Raw genomic sequence first — 18,800 nt, 5'->3', positions numbered from 1 at the left:
GCCGACACGCGCTGAGCGGGATTGACCGGGCTCGCGGCCACACGGCCGCGGGCCCGGTCCCGTTCTGCCTTACGATTCCGAAATGGCCTCCAGGGCGAAGGTGCGGTCGTGGCTGGGCGCGGTCGTCGCGCTGATCGCCGCGGCCGGGGTCGCCCTGGTGTCGCTGCCCGGCGGCGAGACGGGCCCCGGCGGGCAGAGCGGCCAGGGCCAGCCCATGGGCGCCCGCCCGCCCGCCGAGCCCTCCGCCGTCGACGCCCTGCGCGGGGACGCGGTGTCCGCGCTGCTGGAGCGCCGCGCCGCGGCCGTCCGCGACCGCGACCAGGCCGCGTTCCTGGCCACCGTCGACCCCAGCGCCGAGCCGGTGTTCCACGAGAGCCAGCAGGCCCTGTTCGAGGCCCTGGCGGACGTGCCGCTGGAGCACTGGTCCTACCGCGTCGACGCCGCCGACGTGCTCGACCTGACCGGGCTGCCCGAGGCCGACCTCACCGCGGAGGAGCTGTGGGCCCCCGGCGTCGAGCTGCGCTACGCCCTGCGCGGGGTGGACAGCGTGCCCACCGGGCAGGCCATGGGCTACCTCTTCGCCCGCCGCGGCGACGCCTGGTACCTGCACTCCGACACCGCCCTGTCCGAGCTGGGCAGGCGCACGTGGCGCGGGCCGTGGGACTTCGGGCCGTGCCAGGTGGTGGCCACCGAGTTCGGGCTGGTGCTGGCCCACCCGGGCAGCCAGCCGATGGTCGACCGGCTGGTGCGCGAGCTGGACCCGGCGGTGCGGTCGGTGGGCGAGGTGTGGGGCCAGGACTGGTCGCGCAAGGTGGCGCTGATCCTGCCGGACAGCCCGTTCGAGATGCGGGCGCTGGTCGGGCCGGACTTCCCGGTGGATTCGGTGGTCGCCGTGGCCACCGCCGACCGGGTGGACACCGCGGCCAACCTCGCCGTCGGCCAGCGCGTGGTGCTCAGCCCGATGGGGGCGCGGGCGCTGTCGGTGGCCTCCCTGCGGGTCGTGCTGCGCCACGAGATCACCCACGTGGCCGCGCGCGGCAGCACCGTCGACGGCTCGCCCATGTGGCTGCTGGAGGGCTTCGCGGACTACGTGGGCTACCGCGACAGCGGCCTGTCGCTGGAGCAGGGCGCCCCGGACCTGGCCGCCCTGGTCCGCTCGGCCGGTCCGCCGCCCGGCCTGCCGGAGGACCGGTCCTTCCGCGGGCAGGACAAGGAGCTCGACCTCGCCTACCAGCAGGCGTGGTCGATCGCCCGGTTCATCGCCGAGCGCTACGGCGAGCCGCGGCTGGTCGCCCTCTACCGCTCGGTGGCGGGCGCCGGGCCGGTGTCGGCCGCGGAGACCGACACCCTGCTGCGCGCGTCCATCGGCCTCGACCGCGCCGGCCTGCTGGCCCAGTGGCGCGATCACCTGGGGGAAGCACTGCGCTGATGGCGAGCCACTAGGTTGGTTGAATGCGCAGGACTCTGCTGGTCACCAACGACTTCCCGCCCCGGCCGGGTGGCATCCAGACCTACCTGCACAACTTCGCCACCCGACTCGACGATCTTGTGGTGTACGCGCCCGCCTGGGAGGGCGCGGCCGAGTTCGACGCCCAGCAGCCGTTCCCGGTCGTGCGCCATCCCGGCTCGCTGATGCTGCCGACACCGGCGGTGGCCCGCCGCGCGCGGGAGATCGTCCGGTCCGAGGGCTGCGGGACCGTGTGGTTCGGCGCGGCGGCCCCGCTGGCCCTGCTCGGCTCGCTGGGCGCGGAGCGGACGGTGGCGAGCACCCACGGCCACGAGGTCGGCTGGTCGATGCTGCCCGCCGCCCGGCAGGCCCTGCGCCGCATCGGCTCGACCGTCGACGTGGTCACCTACGTCAGCCAGTACACCCGGGCCCGCTTCGCCGCCGCCTTCGGGCCGAGGGCCGGGCTGGAGCTGCTGCCCTCCGGCGTCGACACCGACCTGTACCGCCCGGACGACGCCGCCCGCGCCGAACTGCGCGTGCGCTACGGGCTGGGGGACCGGCCGGTGGTGGTGTGCGTGTCCCGGCTGATGCCGCGCAAGGGCCAGGACGTGCTGATCCGCGCCCTGCCCGCCATCCGCGCCGCCGCCCCGGACGCCAAGCTGCTGCTGGTCGGCGGCGGCCCCTACCGATCCCGCCTCACCGCGCTGGCCGCCTCGACCGGGATGTCCGAGCACGTCGTGTTCACCGGCTCGGTCCCCTGGTCGGAACTGCCTGCCCACTACGCCGTCGGCGATGTCTTCGCCATGCCCTGCCGCACCCACGCGCGCGGCCTGGACGTGGAGGGCCTGGGCATCGTCTTCCTGGAGGCCGCCGCGACCGGCCTGCCCGTCGTCGCGGGCGACTCCGGCGGCGCGCCCGAGACCGTCGAGGACGGGCACACCGGGCACATGGTCGACGGCCGCTCGGTCGAGGAGGTCGCCGACCGGGTCGGGGCCCTGCTCGCCGACCCGTCGCGCGCCCGCTCGATGGGCGCCGCGGGCCGCGAGTGGATGCGCCGCGCCTGGACCTGGCGCGAGCGCACGGCCCGCCTCGCCGCGCTCCTCGACGGCGAAACCGTCTACCGCAGGCGGTAGACGCGCTAGCTCTCGTAGATCGAGACGATGGTGTCGGAGTGCGCCTTGAGGATGACGTCCCTGCGCAGCTTCAGGCTGGGCGTCACCTCGCCCGCGGCTTCGCTGAAGTCGCGGGGGAGCACGACGAAGGCGCGGATGGACTCCGCCCGGGAGACCGCGGTGTTGGCCTCGTCGACGGCGGCTTGGACCTCGGCGCGCAGGTCGGGGTCCTCGGCCAGGGTGGTGGGGTCGGCGGCCTTGCCGCGCGCGTACGCCCAGGTGGTGAGGAAGTCGGGGTCGAGGGTGACCAGGGCGGCGACGAACGGCTTGCGGTCGCCGACCACCAGGCACTGGCTGACCAGCGGGTGCCTGCGCACGCGGTCCTCCAGCACCGCGGGGGCGACGTTCTTGCCCGCCGCGGTCACGATGATCTCCTTCTTGCGCCCGGTGATCCGCAGGTAGCCGTCGGCGTCGAGTTCGCCGAGGTCGCCGGTGCGCAGCCAGCCGCCGGAGAAGGTCTCGGCGGTGGCGGCCGGGTCGCGCCAGTAGCCGCGGGCGACCATCGGGCCGGTGAGCTGGATCTCGCCGTCGTCGGCGACGCGGACGCCCGCGCCCGCCACGGGCCGCCCGACCGTGCCCACCCGGAACGCCGCCTGGGTGTTGACGCACACCGCCGCGGCGGTCTCGGTCAGCCCGTACCCCTCGTACACCGGCACCCCGACGCCGCGGAAGAAGTGCGCGAGGTGCTCGCCCAGCGGGGCGCTGCCGGAGATCGCCGCGACGCAGCGCCCGCCGAGCACGCCGCGCAGCCGCGTGTAGACCACGCGGGCGGCCACGGCGTGGCGCGCGCGCAGGCCCAGCGGCACGGTGCCGGAGTCCAAGGCACGGCTGTAGGCCACCGCCAGCTCCTCGGCGAGGTCGAACACCTGCCCGCGGCCCGTGGCGTGCGCGTTGCGGCGGGCGGAGTCGTAGACCTTCTCGAAGACCCGCGGCACGGCGACGACGAACGTCGGCCGGAACGTCGCCAGGTCCGCGACCAGGGTTCCGGTGCCCGGCAGGTGGCCCAGGGTGGTGCGCGCGTAGACGCAGCACAGCGAGATGGCGCGGGCGAACACGTGCGCCAGCGGCAGGAACACCAGCATCGAGTGGCCCGGGCGCAGCAGGTGCGGGAAGGCGGCGATGTCGGCGCGGATCTGCGAGAGCAGGTTGGCGTGGGTCAGCTCGACGCCCTTGGGCCGCCCGGTGGTGCCGGAGGTGTAGACGAGCGTGGCCAGGTCATCGGCGCCGACGGCGCGGCGGCGGCGGTGCGCCTCGGCGTCGGGGACCGCCGCGCCCAGGGCGGTCAGCTCGTCGACGGCCGCGGCGGTGTCGGCGCCGGGGTCGATCTGCCAGATCCGCACGGCCTCGCCGAGGCGCTCGACCACGTCCCGCACCGTGCTCCGGTGCCGGTCGTCCTCCACGACGACGGCCTTGGCGCCGGAGTCGGCGAGGACCCAGGCGACCTGCTCGGCCGAGGACGTCTCGTAGACCGGCACGCTGACCCCGCCCGCCGCCCAGACCGCGAAGTCGACCAGCGTCCACTCGTAGCGGGTGCGGGCCATCAGCGCGACCCGGTCGCCCGGCTCGACCCCCGCGGCGATCAGGCCCTTGGCCACGGCCAGCACCTGCGCGGCGAACTCGCCGGTGGTGACGTCGAGCCAGACGCCGTCGACCCTGCGGCGGAAGGCGACGGCGTCGGCGAACCGCTCGGCGTTGGCCCAGACCATGTCGGTCAGGCTCTCCTCGGCCGCCACCGCGCCGATCGCGGGCACGCCGTATTCGCGCACGTCACCACTCCGTAGATCGTTGGCCACTCCTGGCAAGGTAGTCCCGGGCGGGGGCGGCCCGAGCGTCGGTCTGGCATCCTGCACCCGTGCCGCAAGTGGACGTGGTGGACGAGACGTTCGTGGTGGCCCCGCCGCGCGCGGTGGCCGCGGTCTTCGCCGATCCCGCCGCCTGGGCGGGCTTCTGGCCCGACCTCGAACCGACGGTCTACGCCGACCGCGGCGACGAGGGGCTGCGCTGGACCGTGCGCGGGGCGCTGGTCGGCACCATGGAGGTGTGGCTGGAGCCGATGCTCGACGGCACCCTCCTGCACTACTTCCTGCGCGCGGACCTGCCTGGCGCGTCCTCCCCGCGCGCGCTGCACCGGGAGAAGACGCGGCGGCAGCTGGCGGCCAAGGACCTGGCGTTCCGGCTCAAGGCCGTCCTGGAGGACGGCCGCGCCCCCGGCTGCGCGCCGTAGGCTGGGCTCCGTGCGGGTACATGTCGTCTCCGACGTGCACGGCAACGTCGAGGCGCTCAAGCGGGCCGGGGACGGCGCGGACGCGCTCATCGTGCTCGGCGACCTGATCGATTTCGTGGACTACCACGACCACTCCGCGGGCATCTTCGGCCGGGTCTTCGGCCCGGAGCTGGTCGGCGAGTTCGCCCGCCTGCGCCGTGACGGCCGTCCCGGTGAGGCCGGGGCGTACGCGCGCACCCTGTGGACCGGGCTGGCGGACGCGAAGGCCACCGTGGAGGCCGCGGTGCGCGAGCAGTACGCGGCCCTGTTCGCCGCGCTGCCCGCCCCGACGTACGCCACGCCCGGCAACGTCGACCTCCCCGGCCTGTGGTCGGAGTTCGCCGGTGGCGGGGTCCAGGTGCTCGACGGCGAGGTGGCCGAGATCGGCGGGCTGCGGTTCGGGTTCGTCGGCGGGGCGCTGCTGCCCGCCGGGGTCTCCCCGCCGCCGGGCACGGCGGTGTTCCGGGCGTACCTGCGCGCGCCGGAGGAGTTCGACGCCGCGGTGGCCGCGCTGCCCGAGGTCGACGTGCTGTGCACCCACGCGCCCCCCGACCTGCCGGAGCTGACCTACGACGTGATGGCGCGGCGGGTGGAGGTCGGCTCGGCCGGGCTGGTGGCGCGGATGCGGGCGGACCGGCCGCGGTGGGCGGTGTTCGGGCACGTCCACCAGCCGCTGTGCGCCCGGATGCGCTTCCTCGCCACCGAGTGCGCCAACGTCGGGCACTTCCAGCGCAGCGAGACCCCGTACGTGCTGCGCTGGTGACGCAGGTAACCTCTGCCCTCATGTCCGACGAGTCCACCCAGTCCATCGTCGTCGACGCGCCCGCCGAGCGGATCATGGCGGTGATCGCGGACTTCCCGGCCTACCCGGAGTGGGCGGACGCGGTCAAGGCCGCGCAGGTGGGGTCCGTCGACGGCCAGGGCCGCGCAGAGCAGGTCACCTTCACCCTCGACGCCGGGATGTTCAAGGACGTCTACACCCTGGCCTACACCTGGTCCGACGACGGGTGCTCGGTGGAGTGGGACCTGGTCAAGGGGCAGATGCAGCGCTCGCAGAAGGGCCGCTACCTGCTGACCGAGCGCGACGGCCGCACCGAGGTGACCTACACGCTGTCGGTGCAGCTCGCGGTCCCGATGATCGGCCTGTTCCGGCGCAAGGCCGAGAAGATGATCATGGACATCGCGCTCAAGGAGCTCAAGCGCCGGGCCGAACAGGACTGATGCGCCTCCTGCTGTTCACCGGCAAGGGCGGGGTGGGCAAGACCACCCTGGCCGCGGCGACGGCCGTGCGCCTGGCCGACTCCGGTCGCAGGGCACTGGTCGTCTCCACCGACCCCGCGCACTCCCTCGCCGACGCGTTCGGCGCCCGGCTCACCGGCGATCCGTCCGAAGTGGACTACCTGCTCTCGGCGGCCCACATCGACGCCCGCGCCCTGGTGGACCGCTCGTGGTCGTCGCTGCGGTCGGGCGCGCGCTCGCTGTTCGGCCGTCTCGGGCTCGACGCGATCGATGCCGAGGAGCTGTCGGTGCTGCCGGGGGTCGACGACCTGCTGGCGCTCTCGGAGGTCGTGCGGCTGGCCGCCGGGCCGTGGGACGCGGTGGTGGTCGACTGCGGCCCGACGGCGGAGACCCTGCGGCTGCTGGCCCTGCCCGAGGCCGCGGCGGGCTACCTGCGCCGCTTCGGCGAGTTGCGGGAACTGGCGGCCAAGATGGCGAGCCTGCGCGCGGTCCTGGCCGACCCGGCGGTGACCGGCGTGCGCCTGGTGCTCACCCCGGAACGCCTGGTGGTCGCGGAAACCCGCCGGACGCTGACCGCCTTGACGCTGAAGGGAATCCGGGTCGAGGCGCTGATCGCCAACCGCCTCGTGCCCCGCGCCCGGCGCTGGTCCGGCCCCGCGGCGAACTGGCTGCGCGTCCGCAGGTCCGAACAGGACAGTGTCTTGTCCGATCTGGACTCGATGTCGCTGCCGGTGCGCGTGGTCGAGCACCGCGCCACCGAGCCGATCGGCCTGCCCGCCCTGCGCGAGGTCGCCGCCGAGCTGTACGGCGACGGCGACCCCCTGGACGCCCCGGCCGAGCCCACCCGCCTGCTCTCCATCACCGCCGACGGCGAGGACCACCTGCTGGCCATCGCTTTCCCCCTGACCGACCACGCCACCCTCGACCTGGCCCGCGTCGGCGACGACCTCGCCATCACCACCGACGGCGTCCGGCGCCTGATCGCCCTCCCGCTTATGCTGCGTCGCCACACCGTCACCGACGCCGAAGCCACCAAGACCGGCATCGTCCTGCGGTTCACACCCGGTGGGGAGGAGCGTCCGTGAGGCCCGAGCCCGACAGCGTCCTGCGGTTTCTGCCCGGTTTCGTGACCTCGGAGCCCGGCGGCGTCCTGCGGTTCGCGCCTGGTGGGGAGGGGTATCCGTGACGTCGGAGCCCGGCAGCAGGCTGGCCGAGGAGCTGTCGCTGCTGTTCGCCGCCATGGCCGACCAGGTCGCGCCCTGGCTGGACCGCGTGGCCGCCGAAGGGCACGATGAGCCCGCGTGTGGCTGGTGCCCGTTGTGCGCGGTGATCGCCGTCGTCCGGGGCGAGCCCTCGGAACCGGGGCCGGACCGGGTGGCCACCGATGAGCCCGCGTGTGGCTGGTGTCCGCTGTGCGCGGTGGTCGCCATGGTCCGGGGCGAGCCGTCGGCGCTGGCCGCGCAGAGCCTGGAGCGCATGGCCGACGTGGTCGCCCTGCTGCGCGCGGTGCTCGCCGACCGGTGGTCGCCGGAGGAGGCCCCGCACATGCCCGGTTTCCGGCCGCCCGAGCCTCCGGGCCGGGTGCAGCACATCCCGGTGCGCCGCCAGTGAGGGCCATCGGCGTCGACGTGGGCGGCACCAGCGTGCGGGCGGGGGTGGTGGACGAGAACGGCACCGTCCTCGACACCGCGCGCGGCTCCACGCCACAGGACGAAGCCGCGCTGGAGGAGGTCATCTGCGCCGTCGTCCACGGATTGGCCTCACGGCACGAGGTGGGCGCGGTGGGCCTGGCGGTGGCCGGTTTCGTCGCCGCCGACCGCCGGACAGTCCTGTTCGCCCCGCACCTGTCCTGGCGCGACGCCCCCGTCGCCGACCGCGTGTCCGAGCGCCTCGGCCTGCCGGTGGTCCTGGAACACGACGCCAACGCCGCCGCCGTCGGCGAACACCGCCACGGCGCCTTGCGCGGCTCCCGCGTCGGCCTGCTCATCGCCCTGGGCACCGGCATCGGCGGCGCACTCGTGCTGGACGGCACCGTGTTCCGTGGCGCCCACGGCGTGGCCCCCGAACTGGGCCACCTGCCCGTGGTCCCGAACGGCCGCCCGTGCGACTGCGGCAAGTCCGGCTGCTGGGAGCGCTACTGCAGCGGCACGGCCCTAGCCGCCACCGCCCTGGACCTCCTGGCCGACGCCCCCACCTCGATCCTGTCCGCAGGCACCCTCACCGGCCGCAAGGTCGCCGCCGCCGCCCGCGAAGGCGACCCGGTCGCCCAGCGCGCCGTAGCCGACCTGGCCCACTGGCTAGGCGAGGGCCTAGCCATCGCCGCCGACGTCTACGACCCCGAAACCATCGTCCTGGGCGGCGGCGTCTGCGACTCCGCCGACCTGTTCCTGGACGACGCCCGAACCCACTACGCCCGAACCCTCACCGGCGCGGGCCACCGCCCCCTGGCCCACATCCACCCAGCCCAACTGGGCGACGACGCGGGCCTGGTCGGGGCGGCGACACTGGCGGCGGAACTCCACGTCGCGGGCTGATGGACCCGGGACGTTCACGGCAGCGCATCGGCGAGCAAGGCCAGCGATGCTTCCGGCGTGAGCGCTCGTTGTTCGAGCACATCGAGGTGGCTGGCGAAGCGGGCGACAGCGTCCGGTTCGGCGGTGTGGTGGAACGCGAGGCGGCTCGGTTCGACGACAACCGGCGGTGAACCGCAGAGGAGCTGGAACGGGTTCGCGGGCGGGAGTTCGACGCCCGCGGGGATGACCCGGATGGTGACGTTGGGTAACTCGCCCAGTCGAACAAGGTGGGTGAGCTGGTCGGCCGCCACCGCCGGGCCGCCGATCCGGCGGCGGAGCGCGTGTTCACTGGTGACCCACCGAAACAGCAACGGGTCGGTGTCGTCGGTGAGCGGAAGCTCCCGCGCGGTGTTCTTGGTCAGGTCGTCCAGCTCGCTGATGGCCGCCGCGTACTCCTGGGTCTGGAGCTGTGGCGGTACCAGCCAGGGGTCGAAGACGACGATCTCGTCGGCGAAGGCTTCCAACGCGAGCAGCAACTCGGCGTCGAAGGGCCCATCCGTCGCTGGAGTCGCCGATCCCGCGTCTCGGTGGCGAGCCGCCATGAGCATCCCGGACAGCCGGGGTGGGCATCCTGTTGCCCCAACCGGGCGCAGAGCACTTCGAGGGCAGGCTTGCTCAGCAGGTTCTTGCAGGCCAAAGCGTTGCTGGCGGACGGGCGGGAGACGCCGAGCCAGTCGGCCACCGTGTCGTGCCGCACGCCGCTCGCGGCGCACAGCCGCTCCAACTCGAAGCGGAGCAGCCGCCGGGCGACCTCCGGGGACAGCGGAACGCGAGGGGCCACCCGAGGGGGCGCGGTTGTGGTCACGCGCCGATCCCTTGCGCGGCCAGCTCCTTCTCGACCTGCTGCTTGGCCTCGGCGAGGGCCTGGGTTCCCAGTTCGAGGAAGCGCTCAAGGGCCTCCGGGGTGAAGATCACCTCGAAGCTGTCGGCGCGGTGCCCCATCAGCAGTTCGATCTCGTCGTCGCCGTTGACCCGGTACTCCATGGGGCAGCGGTCGTTGACCTTCGCCCAAGTCCCCACATTGACGTCACTGCGCATGCCCGACTCCCACTTTTCACTCGTTAGTGTGGCGGTAACAGCCAGGAGTCGACCGACAACTCCCCGATACCATGGCAATAGAATGCCGCTGGTTTCCCTCGAAGACAATGGTGCATCTTGGCGCCCCGCAAATGCTCTGCGAGTTAAAGCCACCGGCAGTTCACTGAGGGAGGGATCGACACGTGGCACCAAAGAGGCAGACGCCGAGCGTCCGGCTCCGCCGACTGGCGGGCGAACTGCGCAGGCTGCGCGGCCGAGCCGAGCTGACCTGGGAGGACGTCACCGAGAGGACCGGTCTCAACAAGACCACGCTTTACCGGCTGGAGACCGCCAGAACGCGCCCGCATAAGAGCACGCTGGTCATGTTGCTCGACCTCTACGGCGCCAAGACCGACCACCGTGCCTATCTGCTACAACTGTTCAAGGACTCGGCGGAACAGGGCTGGCTCCGCCCATACCACTTGGAGCTGCCCGAGGAGTACGCGGCATACATCAGCTTTGAAAGCGAAGCCCAGAGCGTTCGGACCTACCAGTCGTTGTTCATCCCCGGCTTGCTCCAGACCGAGGATTACGCCCACGCCTTGATCAGGGGAACCTTGCCCGACATCCCCGACGAGGCAGTTGAGGACCGTGTCCAAGCCCGGATGGAGCGCCAAGCCCTGCTCATCAAGCACAAACCACTCAAGTTCTGGGCCGTCGTGGACGAGGCGGCACTGCGTCGGCGGGTCGGCGGCGACACGGTGATGCGCGGTCAACTGACCCGCTTGGCCAAGGCGAACGACGCCCCGAACGTCAAGCTCCAGGTGATCCCTTACGGTGCGGGAGCCCATCAGGGGATGGCCGGTCAGTTCATCGTGCTCGACTACACCGATCCGATGGACGCGGATCTGGTCTACATCGAGAGCATCGCTGGCGACATGTTCTTGGAGACCGAGGCTGACGTCGGCCACTTCCGCTCGATCTTCGACAGCTTGGCGTCGGTAGCGCTTAGTCCGAACGACTCGGCAGCCCTGCTCGCCGATATCATGTAGCGATACAGCCCGAGGAAGGTGAAGCCATGCACCAAGTTGACTGGGCATCGGCAAGTTGGCGCAAGAGCTCCCGGAGCGGCGGCAACGGAGAGTGCGTGGAGGTGGCCCACGCCCAGACCCACACCGCCACCCGCGACTCGAAGAACCCGAACGGCCCGATGCTGGTCTTTGGTTCGTCCGATTGGGCGAAGTTCGTTCGCCAGGTCTGACCGTTTCCCGCTCGGCAACGTGTGGGTCAGGTGTCCGAGTAAGAAGGACACCTGACCCGCATCGACGCCCCAGCAAGGGAGTCCGAGCAATGATCGAGCACTTCCTCACCGGAGTTCGGTGGAAGAAGAGCAGCAAGAGCAGCGGCAACGGAGAGTGCGTTGAGGTGGCCTACGCGGAGGCCCTCGCCGCCGCCCGCGACTCGAAGAACCCGAACGGCCCCATCCTGGTGTTCGGCTCGGCCGACTGGGCGAACTTCCTCCGACAGGTTTAGGTCTTTCTCCTCGAGCCGGGCTGGATCACCCCGCGCCAGACGCTCCCACAATCCGCCCCCACCAACCCGCACACCGAAAGGCCGACAGACCTTCACCGGAGAGTCGACGTGACGACCTTGATCCTCTGGTACTCGCAAGACCAGGGCTGCGACCACGAAGCCGCCACGCCCGAGGAGATCGACGCGGCACTGGACACCGTGAACAACCTCGCCGACGCCTACGGCACCGTCGCAACGGTCGTCAGGGGCAACCTCGACAACCCCGCGCTATATGTCGGGATGAACGGCGACGTCGGAGCCCTCTACTACACAAACGCAAGCGAAGCGTACTGGAGCAAGGGCGACGGCCCGGTCGACGGCGAACCGCTGCTGTACGACTGGCAGCACCACGAGTTCCCCGTGCCGCCCAACGCGGAGATACCAGCCGCCGACGTCCGGGCCGCTGTCAAGCAGTTCGCCCACAGCGGCACCCGGCCGACCGGGGTCGAGTGGCAGCAGTGGTCGCCCCCGCGCGACCCCGACAGCGGAGCCACCCTCGCCCACGACGATCCCGCCTGGGGATAGGCCAACGGCGCGTGCGTCGAGGTAGCCCGCACGCGCCCACACCGCCGCTCGCGACTCGAAGAATCCGCCGGCCCGATGTTGGTGTTCGGTTCGTCCGACTGGGCGCACTTCAAGCGAGAGTCAGTGGTGTCGGGTTGAGTGCTCCCCTGAGGAGGTCGTGGAGGAGTTGCGGGAGGTTGCCGGGTAGTACTTTGTCCTGACAGCGCTGGAGTTCCTGGGCTGTCCACCAGCGGCGTTCGATGAGTCCGGCCTTCTCGTTGTCGGTGGGGCGGGGCGGCACTTGGGCCTGGGTGGTGGCGGTGCGGGCCAGGAAGGCGTGTTCGACGCGGTGGTGGTCGCTGCCTTTGTAGTGGAAGCGGGACTCGCGGACCCAGAGTTCGGGGCCGAGGCTGTCAATGAGGATGCCGGTTTCCTCGGCGAGTTCACGGCGGGCGGCGTCGTGGAGGGTTTCGCCGGGGTCGAGGCCGCCGCCGGGGAGTTCCCACCAGTGGTGGTCGGGTTGGTGGGGGTCGAGGGCGTGGATGAGCAGGACCCGGTCGGCGGGGTCGAGCAGGAGGACGCGGGCGCAGCGTCGGGGAGCGGCGGTGGTAGGCATCCGGCGGTGAGGTCCTCATGGTCGGCTGCTGGTTGTCAGGGCGGCCGACGCGAGGAAGCCGTGGGTCAGAACAGGGTGGGTTCGGACTCGTCGTGCGTGGTGGCCGCTGTGGTGGGGTCCGACGTTAGCAGCGGCGCGGTGGGGGTCGGCTGAAGGTGGATGGCGAGTCCGGAGTGGTCGGTGAGCCGGTCACCCTGTGGTGTGTTTTCCCTGGTTGTGTGGATGTAGTGGCAGGCGGTGAGCCAGGGGGTGAGGGTGGCGGTTCCGTGGGCGTGGTCGTAGCGGTAGCCGAGGTCGGCGCGCCGGGCCCAGCTGTGCTCAACGCGGTCGGGGTGCAGGTGGCGGAACAGATCGACCAAGCCGTGGCGGCGAGTGAGGTCGGTGTAGAAGTCGTATTCAAAGGGGGCGAACTGGCTGCGGTGGGCAGGTTGGTGGTTCGGTTCGAGGACGTTGAGGTCGCCGAGCAGCAGGACCGGGGTGTCGCCGCGGGTGGCGTCCAGGGCGGTGTGGAAGCCGTTGATCCAGGTCTTCTTGCGTTCGGTCTTGGCCAGTGAGGCGTCGCGGGAAGGCACGTAGGCACCGATGACGCGGATCGGGCCGTCGGTGGTGTCGACAATGACACCGGCGGCGCGGGCGGGCAGGTAGTCCAGCGCCGTCCCGATCGGGTCGACGCGGGTGCGGAGCTTGCTGACGATCATGACGCCGAGTTCGCCGGGCTCGTGATCGGGGAAGGTCACCGAGTACCCGCTCGCCAGGAACGCGTCAGTGAGCAGCCTGCTGCCTGGGGTGCCTTTGGTCTCAGTGAGGACGAGGACATCTTCGGGACGCTCGGCCAGCCACCGCAGCTGACGCTGGGCGCGGTCGAGGGAGGGGGCGCCGACGTTGACGGTGATCAGGCTCAGCGGCATACCGGGGTTTCCTTCAGGACGCGGTGGATCTGGGTCACGATCATGGCCGCGATGGTCTCAGGTCGTTCGGCGGTGCAGTCCACCGTCATGACCGGCCACCCCTTGCCGCGCAGCTCGGCGATGGCGTGGACGTAGAGAGCGGATTCCCGCTCGCTGTTGTCCGCGGCGCGTTCAAAGCGGCTGTGCCCGCCGCGTCCGCGTAGCCGCGCGGCGATCACGTGTGGGTCGGCGGTGAGGATGACGGCGAGGTCGGATCGGTGGACACCCTGGTTGAGCGCCCACACCGTGTCCGCGGTCAGCCCGTCGAGACCTTGCAGAACCAGCGACGAGGCTACCGAGCGGTCGCACACCACGATCGTGCCGTCACGCAGCGCGGGCAGGATCTCGATGTCGAGTTGGTGGTGGCGGTCCGCCGCGCACAGACACGCCAACGCCATCCCGGTGGAGGTGTCGGTGCCGTAACGGGCGAGTTCGCCCAGCGGGGATCGCGAGGGCTGGGCGGTGGCGAGGACGGGGAGGCCCTCCGCTGCGAGGGCGTCGACGATCAGCCGGGCCGTGGTGGATTTGCCCACCCCGCCCGGCCCGTCGAGCGTGACCAGAAGTCCCGGGGGCCGGTCGTTCATGCGGGCATCAGCGGCAGCAGCGTGCGTCCCGCCTGGTCGTGGACGACTGGGCACTGCTCGGCGTCGACCTGCCCGATGCGTTCGCCCGAGGCCACGACGGCCGCGGGGCAGCCTTTCCCGCATTCGGAAGTCATCACGCAGGTCCCGCAGGTCGGGTTGGCTCCCAGTTGGTAGCGGTCGTGGAAGCGGTAGTCGTCCAAGCGTTGGGCGATGTCGGCGTCGGTGAAAATGTTGCCCACGATGAACTCGGTGTCGGCGTGCTGGGAGGTCGGGGTACGGGCGGCGAAGACAAGGTAGGGGCACACGGTGACCTCGCCCGGGGTGAACACGTAGATGATCGTGCCCGCCTCGCACCCGGCCAGCGGTTTGCCCTCGTCGTTGGGGAACCGAATGTGCGTGATGTCCAGATCCGAGCCGTCGAACGGGGTGGTCAGAGCATGGATCTCCTGCATGTGCAGGGTGGTCTTGGCCAGCCTGCCCTGCGAGCGCACACCGCGGCCCATGCTGCCCAGCGGGTTGAGCAGCACATACCGGGCGCCGTTGGCGCGGGCGAATTCACACAGCCGCGCGTACTCCTCGTTCTGCGCCAACGAGTTCGGCGTGCACAACAGGCCCTGCAGAATGCCCGCTGCACCCAACTTCCCCACCGTTGCCACCGTCATCGCGAAGGACGCCCGATCGCCGCGGAACCGCCCGTGAGAATCCGCGGCGAACCCGTCGAGCGACACGTTGCAATGCACGCCCAGCTCGGCGAGCACGGTGATCTGCTCATCGCCCAAGGTCGTGGCGTTCGTGCACACCCCGACCTCCATCCCCGCGCTGCGAAACGCGCGCACGATGGCCAGGAAGTCCGGGTGAATGGCCGGCTCGCCACCGGTGAGCGTGATCCGCTGAACTCGGCACGCCAGCAGCCGCGGGATAACCTTGTCGACCACCTCCGCCAGTGGCATCTGCCTGCCCACCCGGGTCGCCGAGACGAAGCAGTGCGCGCAGTGCAGGTTGCAATCCTCGTTGATCTGCACCAAAGCCTTCCGCCACGGCGCGTCCACTGTGGTGCGGAAGTAGCAGGACGTGGCGAGACGGTCTTCGGAGATGTTGCGAGTGCTCACGAGCGGAACCTCCGCGCTCTTGATGCTCCTTCAACCCGGGAGCTTTCGAGTATTGGCCGTCGATTTCGGCTGCTTCCCTGATGTTCGACCGAACATCAGCGCGGCTCGCCGATGATTACCAACCCGCGCTCGAGATCGTCACCGGCATCTTCGCCCGCAGAAACGAACGAAACCGCTACGCGCCCGACCACCCCCTCAACCTTCTCTGGAACGCACTCAAACAAGCCACACCCACACGCCCCACCCCCGCCGCTCTTCCTGACTAAAGCCTGTCCTCAACGTCTTTGAACAGGGCGTGAGGCTCAGGGATTCGATAGGTTGGCCGCTGCCAGCCCAACCAGGTCGGATCGAGGCTGACGCCGGTTCGCTGTTCCATGAGTGCCATGCACACGCGCGGCGCGATCGACAGGTCGACCTCGTCCCCAACCCGGCCTGATTTCGTTGGATTCAGGCGTGGGCGCGAGTGGAGTACAGGTGTTCAAACCGGGCGGTTACCCGGCCGTCTACCGCTTCGGTCAGCAGGCCGAAACCGTTGACGTTCCAGTAGACACTGAAGAATGATCTGAGGACTATGCCCGCGCCGTGATCAGTGGACCCTGCCCGACATCCCCGACGACCTGGTGGAGGACCGCGTCCACCCCCGGATGGAGCGCCAAGCCCTGCTCATCAAGCACAACTCAACTTCCGGGCCGTCGTCGATTTGGCGCCCTGCACCGTGAGGTCGGTGGCGACAAGATCATGCGCGGTCAACTGACCCGCTTGCCGAGGCGAACGGCGCCCCGAACGTCACGCTTCAGTTGATTTCGTACAGCGCGATCGCCGGTGACATGTTCTTGGAGAGCGAAGCCGATGTCCGCCACTACCGCTCGATCTTCGACACCTTGGCGTCGGCAGCGCTCAGTCCGAAGGACTCGGCAACCTATATCGCCGATATCATGAGCAATACCCCCTGTGGGAAGGTGAAGCATGCAAGAGGTTGACTGGTCGGCGGCATCTTGGCGCAAGAGTTCTCGGAGCAGCGCCAACGGGGCGTGCGTCGAGGTGGCCTACACACAGGCCCACACCGCCACCCGCGACTCGAAGAACCCGACCGACCCGATGTTGGTCTTCGGTTCGGCTGATTGGGCGACGTTCGTTCGCCAGGTCTAGCTCACCCCGCTCCGGGGTCGTCCACAGTGGCTTGTGAGGTGAAGGCCAAAAGCATGCGGATGACCGGAGGATTGTGTTCCGGGCGTGCGACTTCTGCCAGGTCGACGAGCATCACGCGCAGCCGGGATCGCACGCGCGGGTAGTCGCCCCCCGCGCGGGCGAGCTCATCCACCGCGAGGGACAGCAGGCCGGTGAAATCCGCCTCGGGCACCGCCAGCAGGAGTATGCCGTCGGCGACCCGGTGGCGGGGGCGCAGCGGGCGGGTGGCCAGGCAGCGGAGCAGGTCGTGGAGCTGATCGATGACCTGGACCGCGGTGGTCGGGTCGTTGAGCGAGGGGGACAGCGCGCGCAGGGCGATGTCCACGAGCTGGCGAAACCCGGAGCCGACGTCCTGGTCCAGGGTGCGCTCGTCGCTGAGGATGACCGCGGCGCGGAGTCGCTCGTCGTCGGGTGGCTCGTCGCCGGTCACCTCCATCAGCGTGGCACCCGCCGGGACGAAATCACCGATCGCGGGCGTCAGCCGGATGGAGCAGTGGTGCTCGGCGGCCGCTTTGGCGAGGCGGTCGTCGTCCACGCTCTGCACGACGCCGCGGGCGCGGGCAGGCACGCGGTGCGCGGGACCGGTGCGGGGACGGCCCGCGGGCGCGGCGTCGCCGTCCTCCGGGTAGCGGCGGACGATGAGCGCCCTGGTGTCGCCCGCGATCCTGGTGATGATCGTCGCGGCCCGGATGGACTGGGTGATGTGGTGGATGTACTGCAGGAATACCAGAATGCTGGCGAAGACCAGCATCACGGCCGCGGTGACCGCCGTCGTGGGGACGAACCCGCCGGTCTCCGTCGTCCCGCGAACCGTGCGGAGCACAACGAACGCGAAGACGAACGTCGCCACGAACACCCCGAGCGCGACCCGTGTCGAGCGGTCGCGCAGGAACGTGTTGAGCACCCGAGGGGAGAACTGGCTGCTGGTCAGCTGCAAGACCACGATCGTGATCGAGAAGACCAGGCCGGTGAACGAGATCATCGACGTGATGATCGCCGCGAGCAGCGCCCGCGCGCCCTCGGGTCCACCGCTGAACAGTGCCGGGACCACACCCAGCACCTCTTGGTCGACCCTGGTGAGCACCACGGCGAGCCCGGCGGCGGCGACCGCGATGGCCAGTGGCACCGCCCAGAAGCGGTCACGCAGCCAGTACCGGAACCCCGTCCTCGCTGGTCGCACCCATCCAATCACCCCGGAATCGTATGCAGCCACCGAGTCCCCTGCCCGACGGCGAACAACTCGGCTCCCAGCCTCCGCCGGACGCGTTCCCGTGGCGAGGTGGGACTCAGACCTCAGCCCCGTTGTCCCCCGGATCATGGCGGGGTGACGTGCGGGCGCGGAAAAGCAGCAGGGCGATGCCCGCTGCCATGCAGACCAGGCCGATCGGCGTCATGAAACGGGGGTCCAGGCCCGCGATGGCAGGCAGCAGGATCAACACCACGCCGAGGCCCAGCAGCCCGATCGCCAGCATCGTCGGCAGGCGCAGCTTGGGCAGCGGCGGCGGCTCCGGGGGCTCGTAGTGCTCGTCCTCGTTGTCATTGAACGTGTCGTGCTCGCCCTGGTAGCCGCGCCAGGACGCCTCCGTGGGCCGGGGGACGGGCTCGGGGGCCGGTTCCGGCTCAGGCTCCGGTGGCTCCTTGGGCAGGGTGCGGCCGAGGCCCTCGCGTTCGAGGTCGGCGACGATTTGGGCGAAGGCGGCGTCCACGTCGTCGGGGCCGTCGCCGAGGCGGCCGCTCACACGCGCTCACCCGCCCCCACGCGGCGGGCGAAGGCGGCGCTCTCGGTGAAGATCTGCGGGGCGTCGTGGTCGAGGGTGGCGACGTGACGGCTGTCGGCCAGCACCACCTCGGTGACATCGCTGCTGCTCACCCCGGCCAGCACCACCTTCGAGTTCTCCGGCTCCACCACGTTGTCCACCGCCGAGTGCAGCAGCAGCAAGGGCTGCGTCACCGCGGGCAGGTCGGCGCGGACCGTAGCCCACAGCTTGGTCAGGCTGGCCAGCGCGCGCAATGGGGTTCGCGGGTACGCGTGCTCGGTGACCCCCGGCTTGGCGATGTCGTCGCTGATCGGCGCCACCGACGGCACGATCCGCGACAGCGCCGGGAGGAGCCCGATCTCCTTCCGCAGCGACATCACCGACGGGTTGACCAGCACCAACCCGGCCACGTCCGGACCGTGGACCTGGGCCAGCCGCAGGCACAGCGCCCCGCCCATCGACAGCCCGAAGACGAACACCGCCGCGCACCGCGACCGCAGCTCGTCGAAGGCGGCGTCCACCGCGCCGTACCACTGCGGCCACGTCGTGCGGTTCATGTCCTGCCAGCGGGTGCCGTGACCGGGCAGCAGCGGCAGCCGCACGCTGAACCCCTCGGCCACCAAGTGATCCGCCCACGGGCGCATGCTGAACGGCGAGCCGGTGAAGCCGTGGCTGAGCAGCACCCCGATCTCCGTGGACCCGTCGTGCGCGAACGGCTCCGCGCCTGCGATTGCGGACACCCCGCCTCCCTACCTCATCGACTGGCCCGGCGCCGCCATCGTCGCACGAACCGGGCTGGGGATGACCGGTCC

The 18,800-nt window shown here is 71.0% G+C and carries 24 protein-coding genes; 14 read left to right on the top strand and 10 right to left on the bottom strand.

Annotation, left to right across the window (positions count from 1 at the left end):
* Positions 1-82 precede the first annotated feature (82 nt).
* Positions 83-1,429 carry a basic secretory protein-like protein gene (locus ACTG9Q_RS17620; protein WP_455573877.1) on the top strand — a complete coding sequence of 449 codons (1,347 nt, stop codon included), beginning with the start codon at positions 83-85 and terminating at the stop codon, positions 1,427-1,429.
* A 23-nt stretch (positions 1,430-1,452) separates the two neighbouring features.
* Positions 1,453-2,580: a glycosyltransferase family 4 protein gene (locus tag ACTG9Q_RS17615; protein ID WP_455573876.1), complete on the top strand. Its 1,128-nt coding sequence runs from the start codon at positions 1,453-1,455 to the stop codon at positions 2,578-2,580.
* 5 nt (positions 2,581-2,585) lie between these two features.
* Here the strand turns inward: ACTG9Q_RS17615 and ACTG9Q_RS17610 are convergent, their stop codons facing one another.
* On the bottom strand, positions 2,586-4,385 hold the full coding sequence (locus ACTG9Q_RS17610; protein WP_455573875.1) for an AMP-dependent synthetase/ligase: 1,800 nt from the start codon (positions 4,383-4,385) through the stop codon (positions 2,586-2,588).
* A gap of 86 nt (positions 4,386-4,471) precedes the next feature.
* On the opposite strand from ACTG9Q_RS17610, the gene ACTG9Q_RS17605 reads away from it, so the two are divergent.
* The 6 genes from ACTG9Q_RS17605 to ACTG9Q_RS17580 all read left to right on the top strand — a co-directional run bounded on the left by ACTG9Q_RS17605 (position 4,472) and on the right by ACTG9Q_RS17580 (position 8,655).
* Positions 4,472-4,843, top strand: coding sequence for a polyketide cyclase / dehydrase and lipid transport (locus ACTG9Q_RS17605; RefSeq protein WP_455573874.1), 372 nt, complete (start codon positions 4,472-4,474; stop codon positions 4,841-4,843).
* A 10-nt stretch (positions 4,844-4,853) separates the two neighbouring features.
* Positions 4,854-5,645 carry a metallophosphoesterase family protein gene (locus ACTG9Q_RS17600; protein WP_455573873.1) on the top strand — a complete coding sequence of 264 codons (792 nt, stop codon included), beginning with the start codon at positions 4,854-4,856 and terminating at the stop codon, positions 5,643-5,645.
* 20 nt (positions 5,646-5,665) lie between these two features.
* Positions 5,666-6,103, top strand: a complete 438-nt coding sequence (locus tag ACTG9Q_RS17595; protein WP_455573872.1) for an SRPBCC family protein — start codon at positions 5,666-5,668, stop codon at positions 6,101-6,103.
* A complete protein-coding gene (locus ACTG9Q_RS17590; protein WP_455573871.1) occupies positions 6,103-7,206 on the top strand; it encodes a TRC40/GET3/ArsA family transport-energizing ATPase in 1,104 nt (367 codons plus the stop codon). The genes ACTG9Q_RS17595 and ACTG9Q_RS17590 overlap by 1 nt, the downstream gene beginning before the upstream one ends.
* A gap of 97 nt (positions 7,207-7,303) precedes the next feature.
* Complete coding sequence (locus tag ACTG9Q_RS17585) at positions 7,304-7,732, top strand: hypothetical protein (RefSeq protein ID WP_455573870.1); 429 nt, start codon at positions 7,304-7,306, stop codon at positions 7,730-7,732.
* Positions 7,729-8,655 (top strand): ROK family protein, encoded by a 927-nt coding sequence (locus ACTG9Q_RS17580; RefSeq protein ID WP_455573869.1) that lies wholly within the window; start codon positions 7,729-7,731, stop codon positions 8,653-8,655. The genes ACTG9Q_RS17585 and ACTG9Q_RS17580 overlap by 4 nt, the downstream gene beginning before the upstream one ends.
* 14 nt (positions 8,656-8,669) lie before the next feature.
* Here ACTG9Q_RS17580 and ACTG9Q_RS17575 read toward each other — a convergent pair whose 3' ends face one another.
* Both ACTG9Q_RS17575 and ACTG9Q_RS17570 read right to left on the bottom strand, forming a co-directional pair.
* On the bottom strand, positions 8,670-9,407 hold the full coding sequence (locus ACTG9Q_RS17575) for a DUF5753 domain-containing protein (RefSeq protein WP_455573868.1): 738 nt from the start codon (positions 9,405-9,407) through the stop codon (positions 8,670-8,672).
* An 88-nt stretch (positions 9,408-9,495) separates the two neighbouring features.
* Complete coding sequence (locus ACTG9Q_RS17570) at positions 9,496-9,732, bottom strand: hypothetical protein (RefSeq protein ID WP_455573867.1); 237 nt, start codon at positions 9,730-9,732, stop codon at positions 9,496-9,498.
* Between the two features lie 182 nt (positions 9,733-9,914).
* Between ACTG9Q_RS17570 and ACTG9Q_RS17565 the strand changes: the two genes are divergently transcribed.
* The 4 genes from ACTG9Q_RS17565 to ACTG9Q_RS17550 all read left to right on the top strand — a co-directional run bounded on the left by ACTG9Q_RS17565 (position 9,915) and on the right by ACTG9Q_RS17550 (position 11,808).
* Complete coding sequence (locus ACTG9Q_RS17565) at positions 9,915-10,763, top strand: helix-turn-helix domain-containing protein (RefSeq protein WP_455573866.1); 849 nt, start codon at positions 9,915-9,917, stop codon at positions 10,761-10,763.
* A gap of 26 nt (positions 10,764-10,789) precedes the next feature.
* A complete protein-coding gene (locus tag ACTG9Q_RS17560) occupies positions 10,790-10,972 on the top strand; it encodes a DUF397 domain-containing protein (RefSeq protein WP_455573865.1) in 183 nt (60 codons plus the stop codon).
* Positions 10,973-11,061: 89 nt separating this feature from the next.
* Positions 11,062-11,244, top strand: a complete 183-nt coding sequence (locus ACTG9Q_RS17555) for a DUF397 domain-containing protein (RefSeq protein ID WP_455573864.1) — start codon at positions 11,062-11,064, stop codon at positions 11,242-11,244.
* A 108-nt stretch (positions 11,245-11,352) separates the two neighbouring features.
* The gene (locus ACTG9Q_RS17550) at positions 11,353-11,808 is read left to right on the top strand and encodes an Imm1 family immunity protein (protein ID WP_455573863.1); all 456 of its coding nucleotides are present in this window, start codon (positions 11,353-11,355) and stop codon (positions 11,806-11,808) included.
* Between the two features lie 109 nt (positions 11,809-11,917).
* Here the strand turns inward: ACTG9Q_RS17550 and ACTG9Q_RS17545 are convergent, their stop codons facing one another.
* The 4 genes from ACTG9Q_RS17545 to ACTG9Q_RS17530 all read right to left on the bottom strand — a co-directional run bounded on the left by ACTG9Q_RS17545 (position 11,918) and on the right by ACTG9Q_RS17530 (position 14,956).
* A complete protein-coding gene (locus ACTG9Q_RS17545) occupies positions 11,918-12,403 on the bottom strand; it encodes an NUDIX hydrolase (protein ID WP_455573862.1) in 486 nt (161 codons plus the stop codon).
* 65 nt (positions 12,404-12,468) lie between these two features.
* Positions 12,469-13,311 carry an endonuclease/exonuclease/phosphatase family protein gene (locus tag ACTG9Q_RS17540; RefSeq protein ID WP_455573861.1) on the bottom strand — a complete coding sequence of 281 codons (843 nt, stop codon included), beginning with the start codon at positions 13,309-13,311 and terminating at the stop codon, positions 12,469-12,471.
* Positions 13,302-13,934, bottom strand: a complete 633-nt coding sequence (tmk, locus tag ACTG9Q_RS17535; RefSeq protein WP_455573860.1) for a dTMP kinase — start codon at positions 13,932-13,934, stop codon at positions 13,302-13,304. The genes ACTG9Q_RS17540 and tmk overlap by 10 nt, the downstream gene beginning before the upstream one ends.
* Complete coding sequence (locus ACTG9Q_RS17530) at positions 13,931-14,956, bottom strand: radical SAM/SPASM domain-containing protein (protein ID WP_455573859.1); 1,026 nt, start codon at positions 14,954-14,956, stop codon at positions 13,931-13,933. Before ACTG9Q_RS17530 ends, tmk begins: the two co-directional genes overlap by 4 nt.
* Before the next feature lie 884 nt (positions 14,957-15,840).
* Between ACTG9Q_RS17530 and ACTG9Q_RS17525 the strand changes: the two genes are divergently transcribed.
* Complete coding sequence (locus ACTG9Q_RS17525) at positions 15,841-16,023, top strand: Scr1 family TA system antitoxin-like transcriptional regulator (RefSeq protein ID WP_455573858.1); 183 nt, start codon at positions 15,841-15,843, stop codon at positions 16,021-16,023.
* Entirely contained in the window at positions 16,010-16,192 is a 183-nt protein-coding gene (locus ACTG9Q_RS17520) for a DUF397 domain-containing protein (RefSeq protein WP_455573857.1), read from the top strand. The genes ACTG9Q_RS17525 and ACTG9Q_RS17520 overlap by 14 nt, the downstream gene beginning before the upstream one ends.
* Before the next feature lies 1 nt (position 16,193).
* On the opposite strand, the gene ACTG9Q_RS17515 is transcribed toward ACTG9Q_RS17520, so the two are convergent.
* The 3 genes from ACTG9Q_RS17515 to ACTG9Q_RS17505 all read right to left on the bottom strand — a co-directional run bounded on the left by ACTG9Q_RS17515 (position 16,194) and on the right by ACTG9Q_RS17505 (position 18,728).
* Positions 16,194-17,411, bottom strand: a complete 1,218-nt coding sequence (locus ACTG9Q_RS17515; RefSeq protein WP_455573856.1) for a DUF2254 domain-containing protein — start codon at positions 17,409-17,411, stop codon at positions 16,194-16,196.
* 106 nt (positions 17,412-17,517) lie between these two features.
* Complete coding sequence (locus ACTG9Q_RS17510; protein WP_455573855.1) at positions 17,518-17,970, bottom strand: hypothetical protein; 453 nt, start codon at positions 17,968-17,970, stop codon at positions 17,518-17,520.
* Positions 17,967-18,728, bottom strand: a complete 762-nt coding sequence (locus ACTG9Q_RS17505) for an alpha/beta hydrolase (protein WP_455573854.1) — start codon at positions 18,726-18,728, stop codon at positions 17,967-17,969. The genes ACTG9Q_RS17510 and ACTG9Q_RS17505 overlap by 4 nt, the downstream gene beginning before the upstream one ends.
* Positions 18,729-18,800 lie beyond the last annotated feature (72 nt).

The sequence above is a fragment of the Actinokineospora lacus genome (genome assembly GCF_053813445.1).
This window is presented reverse-complemented; position numbering and strand designations above follow the sequence as displayed.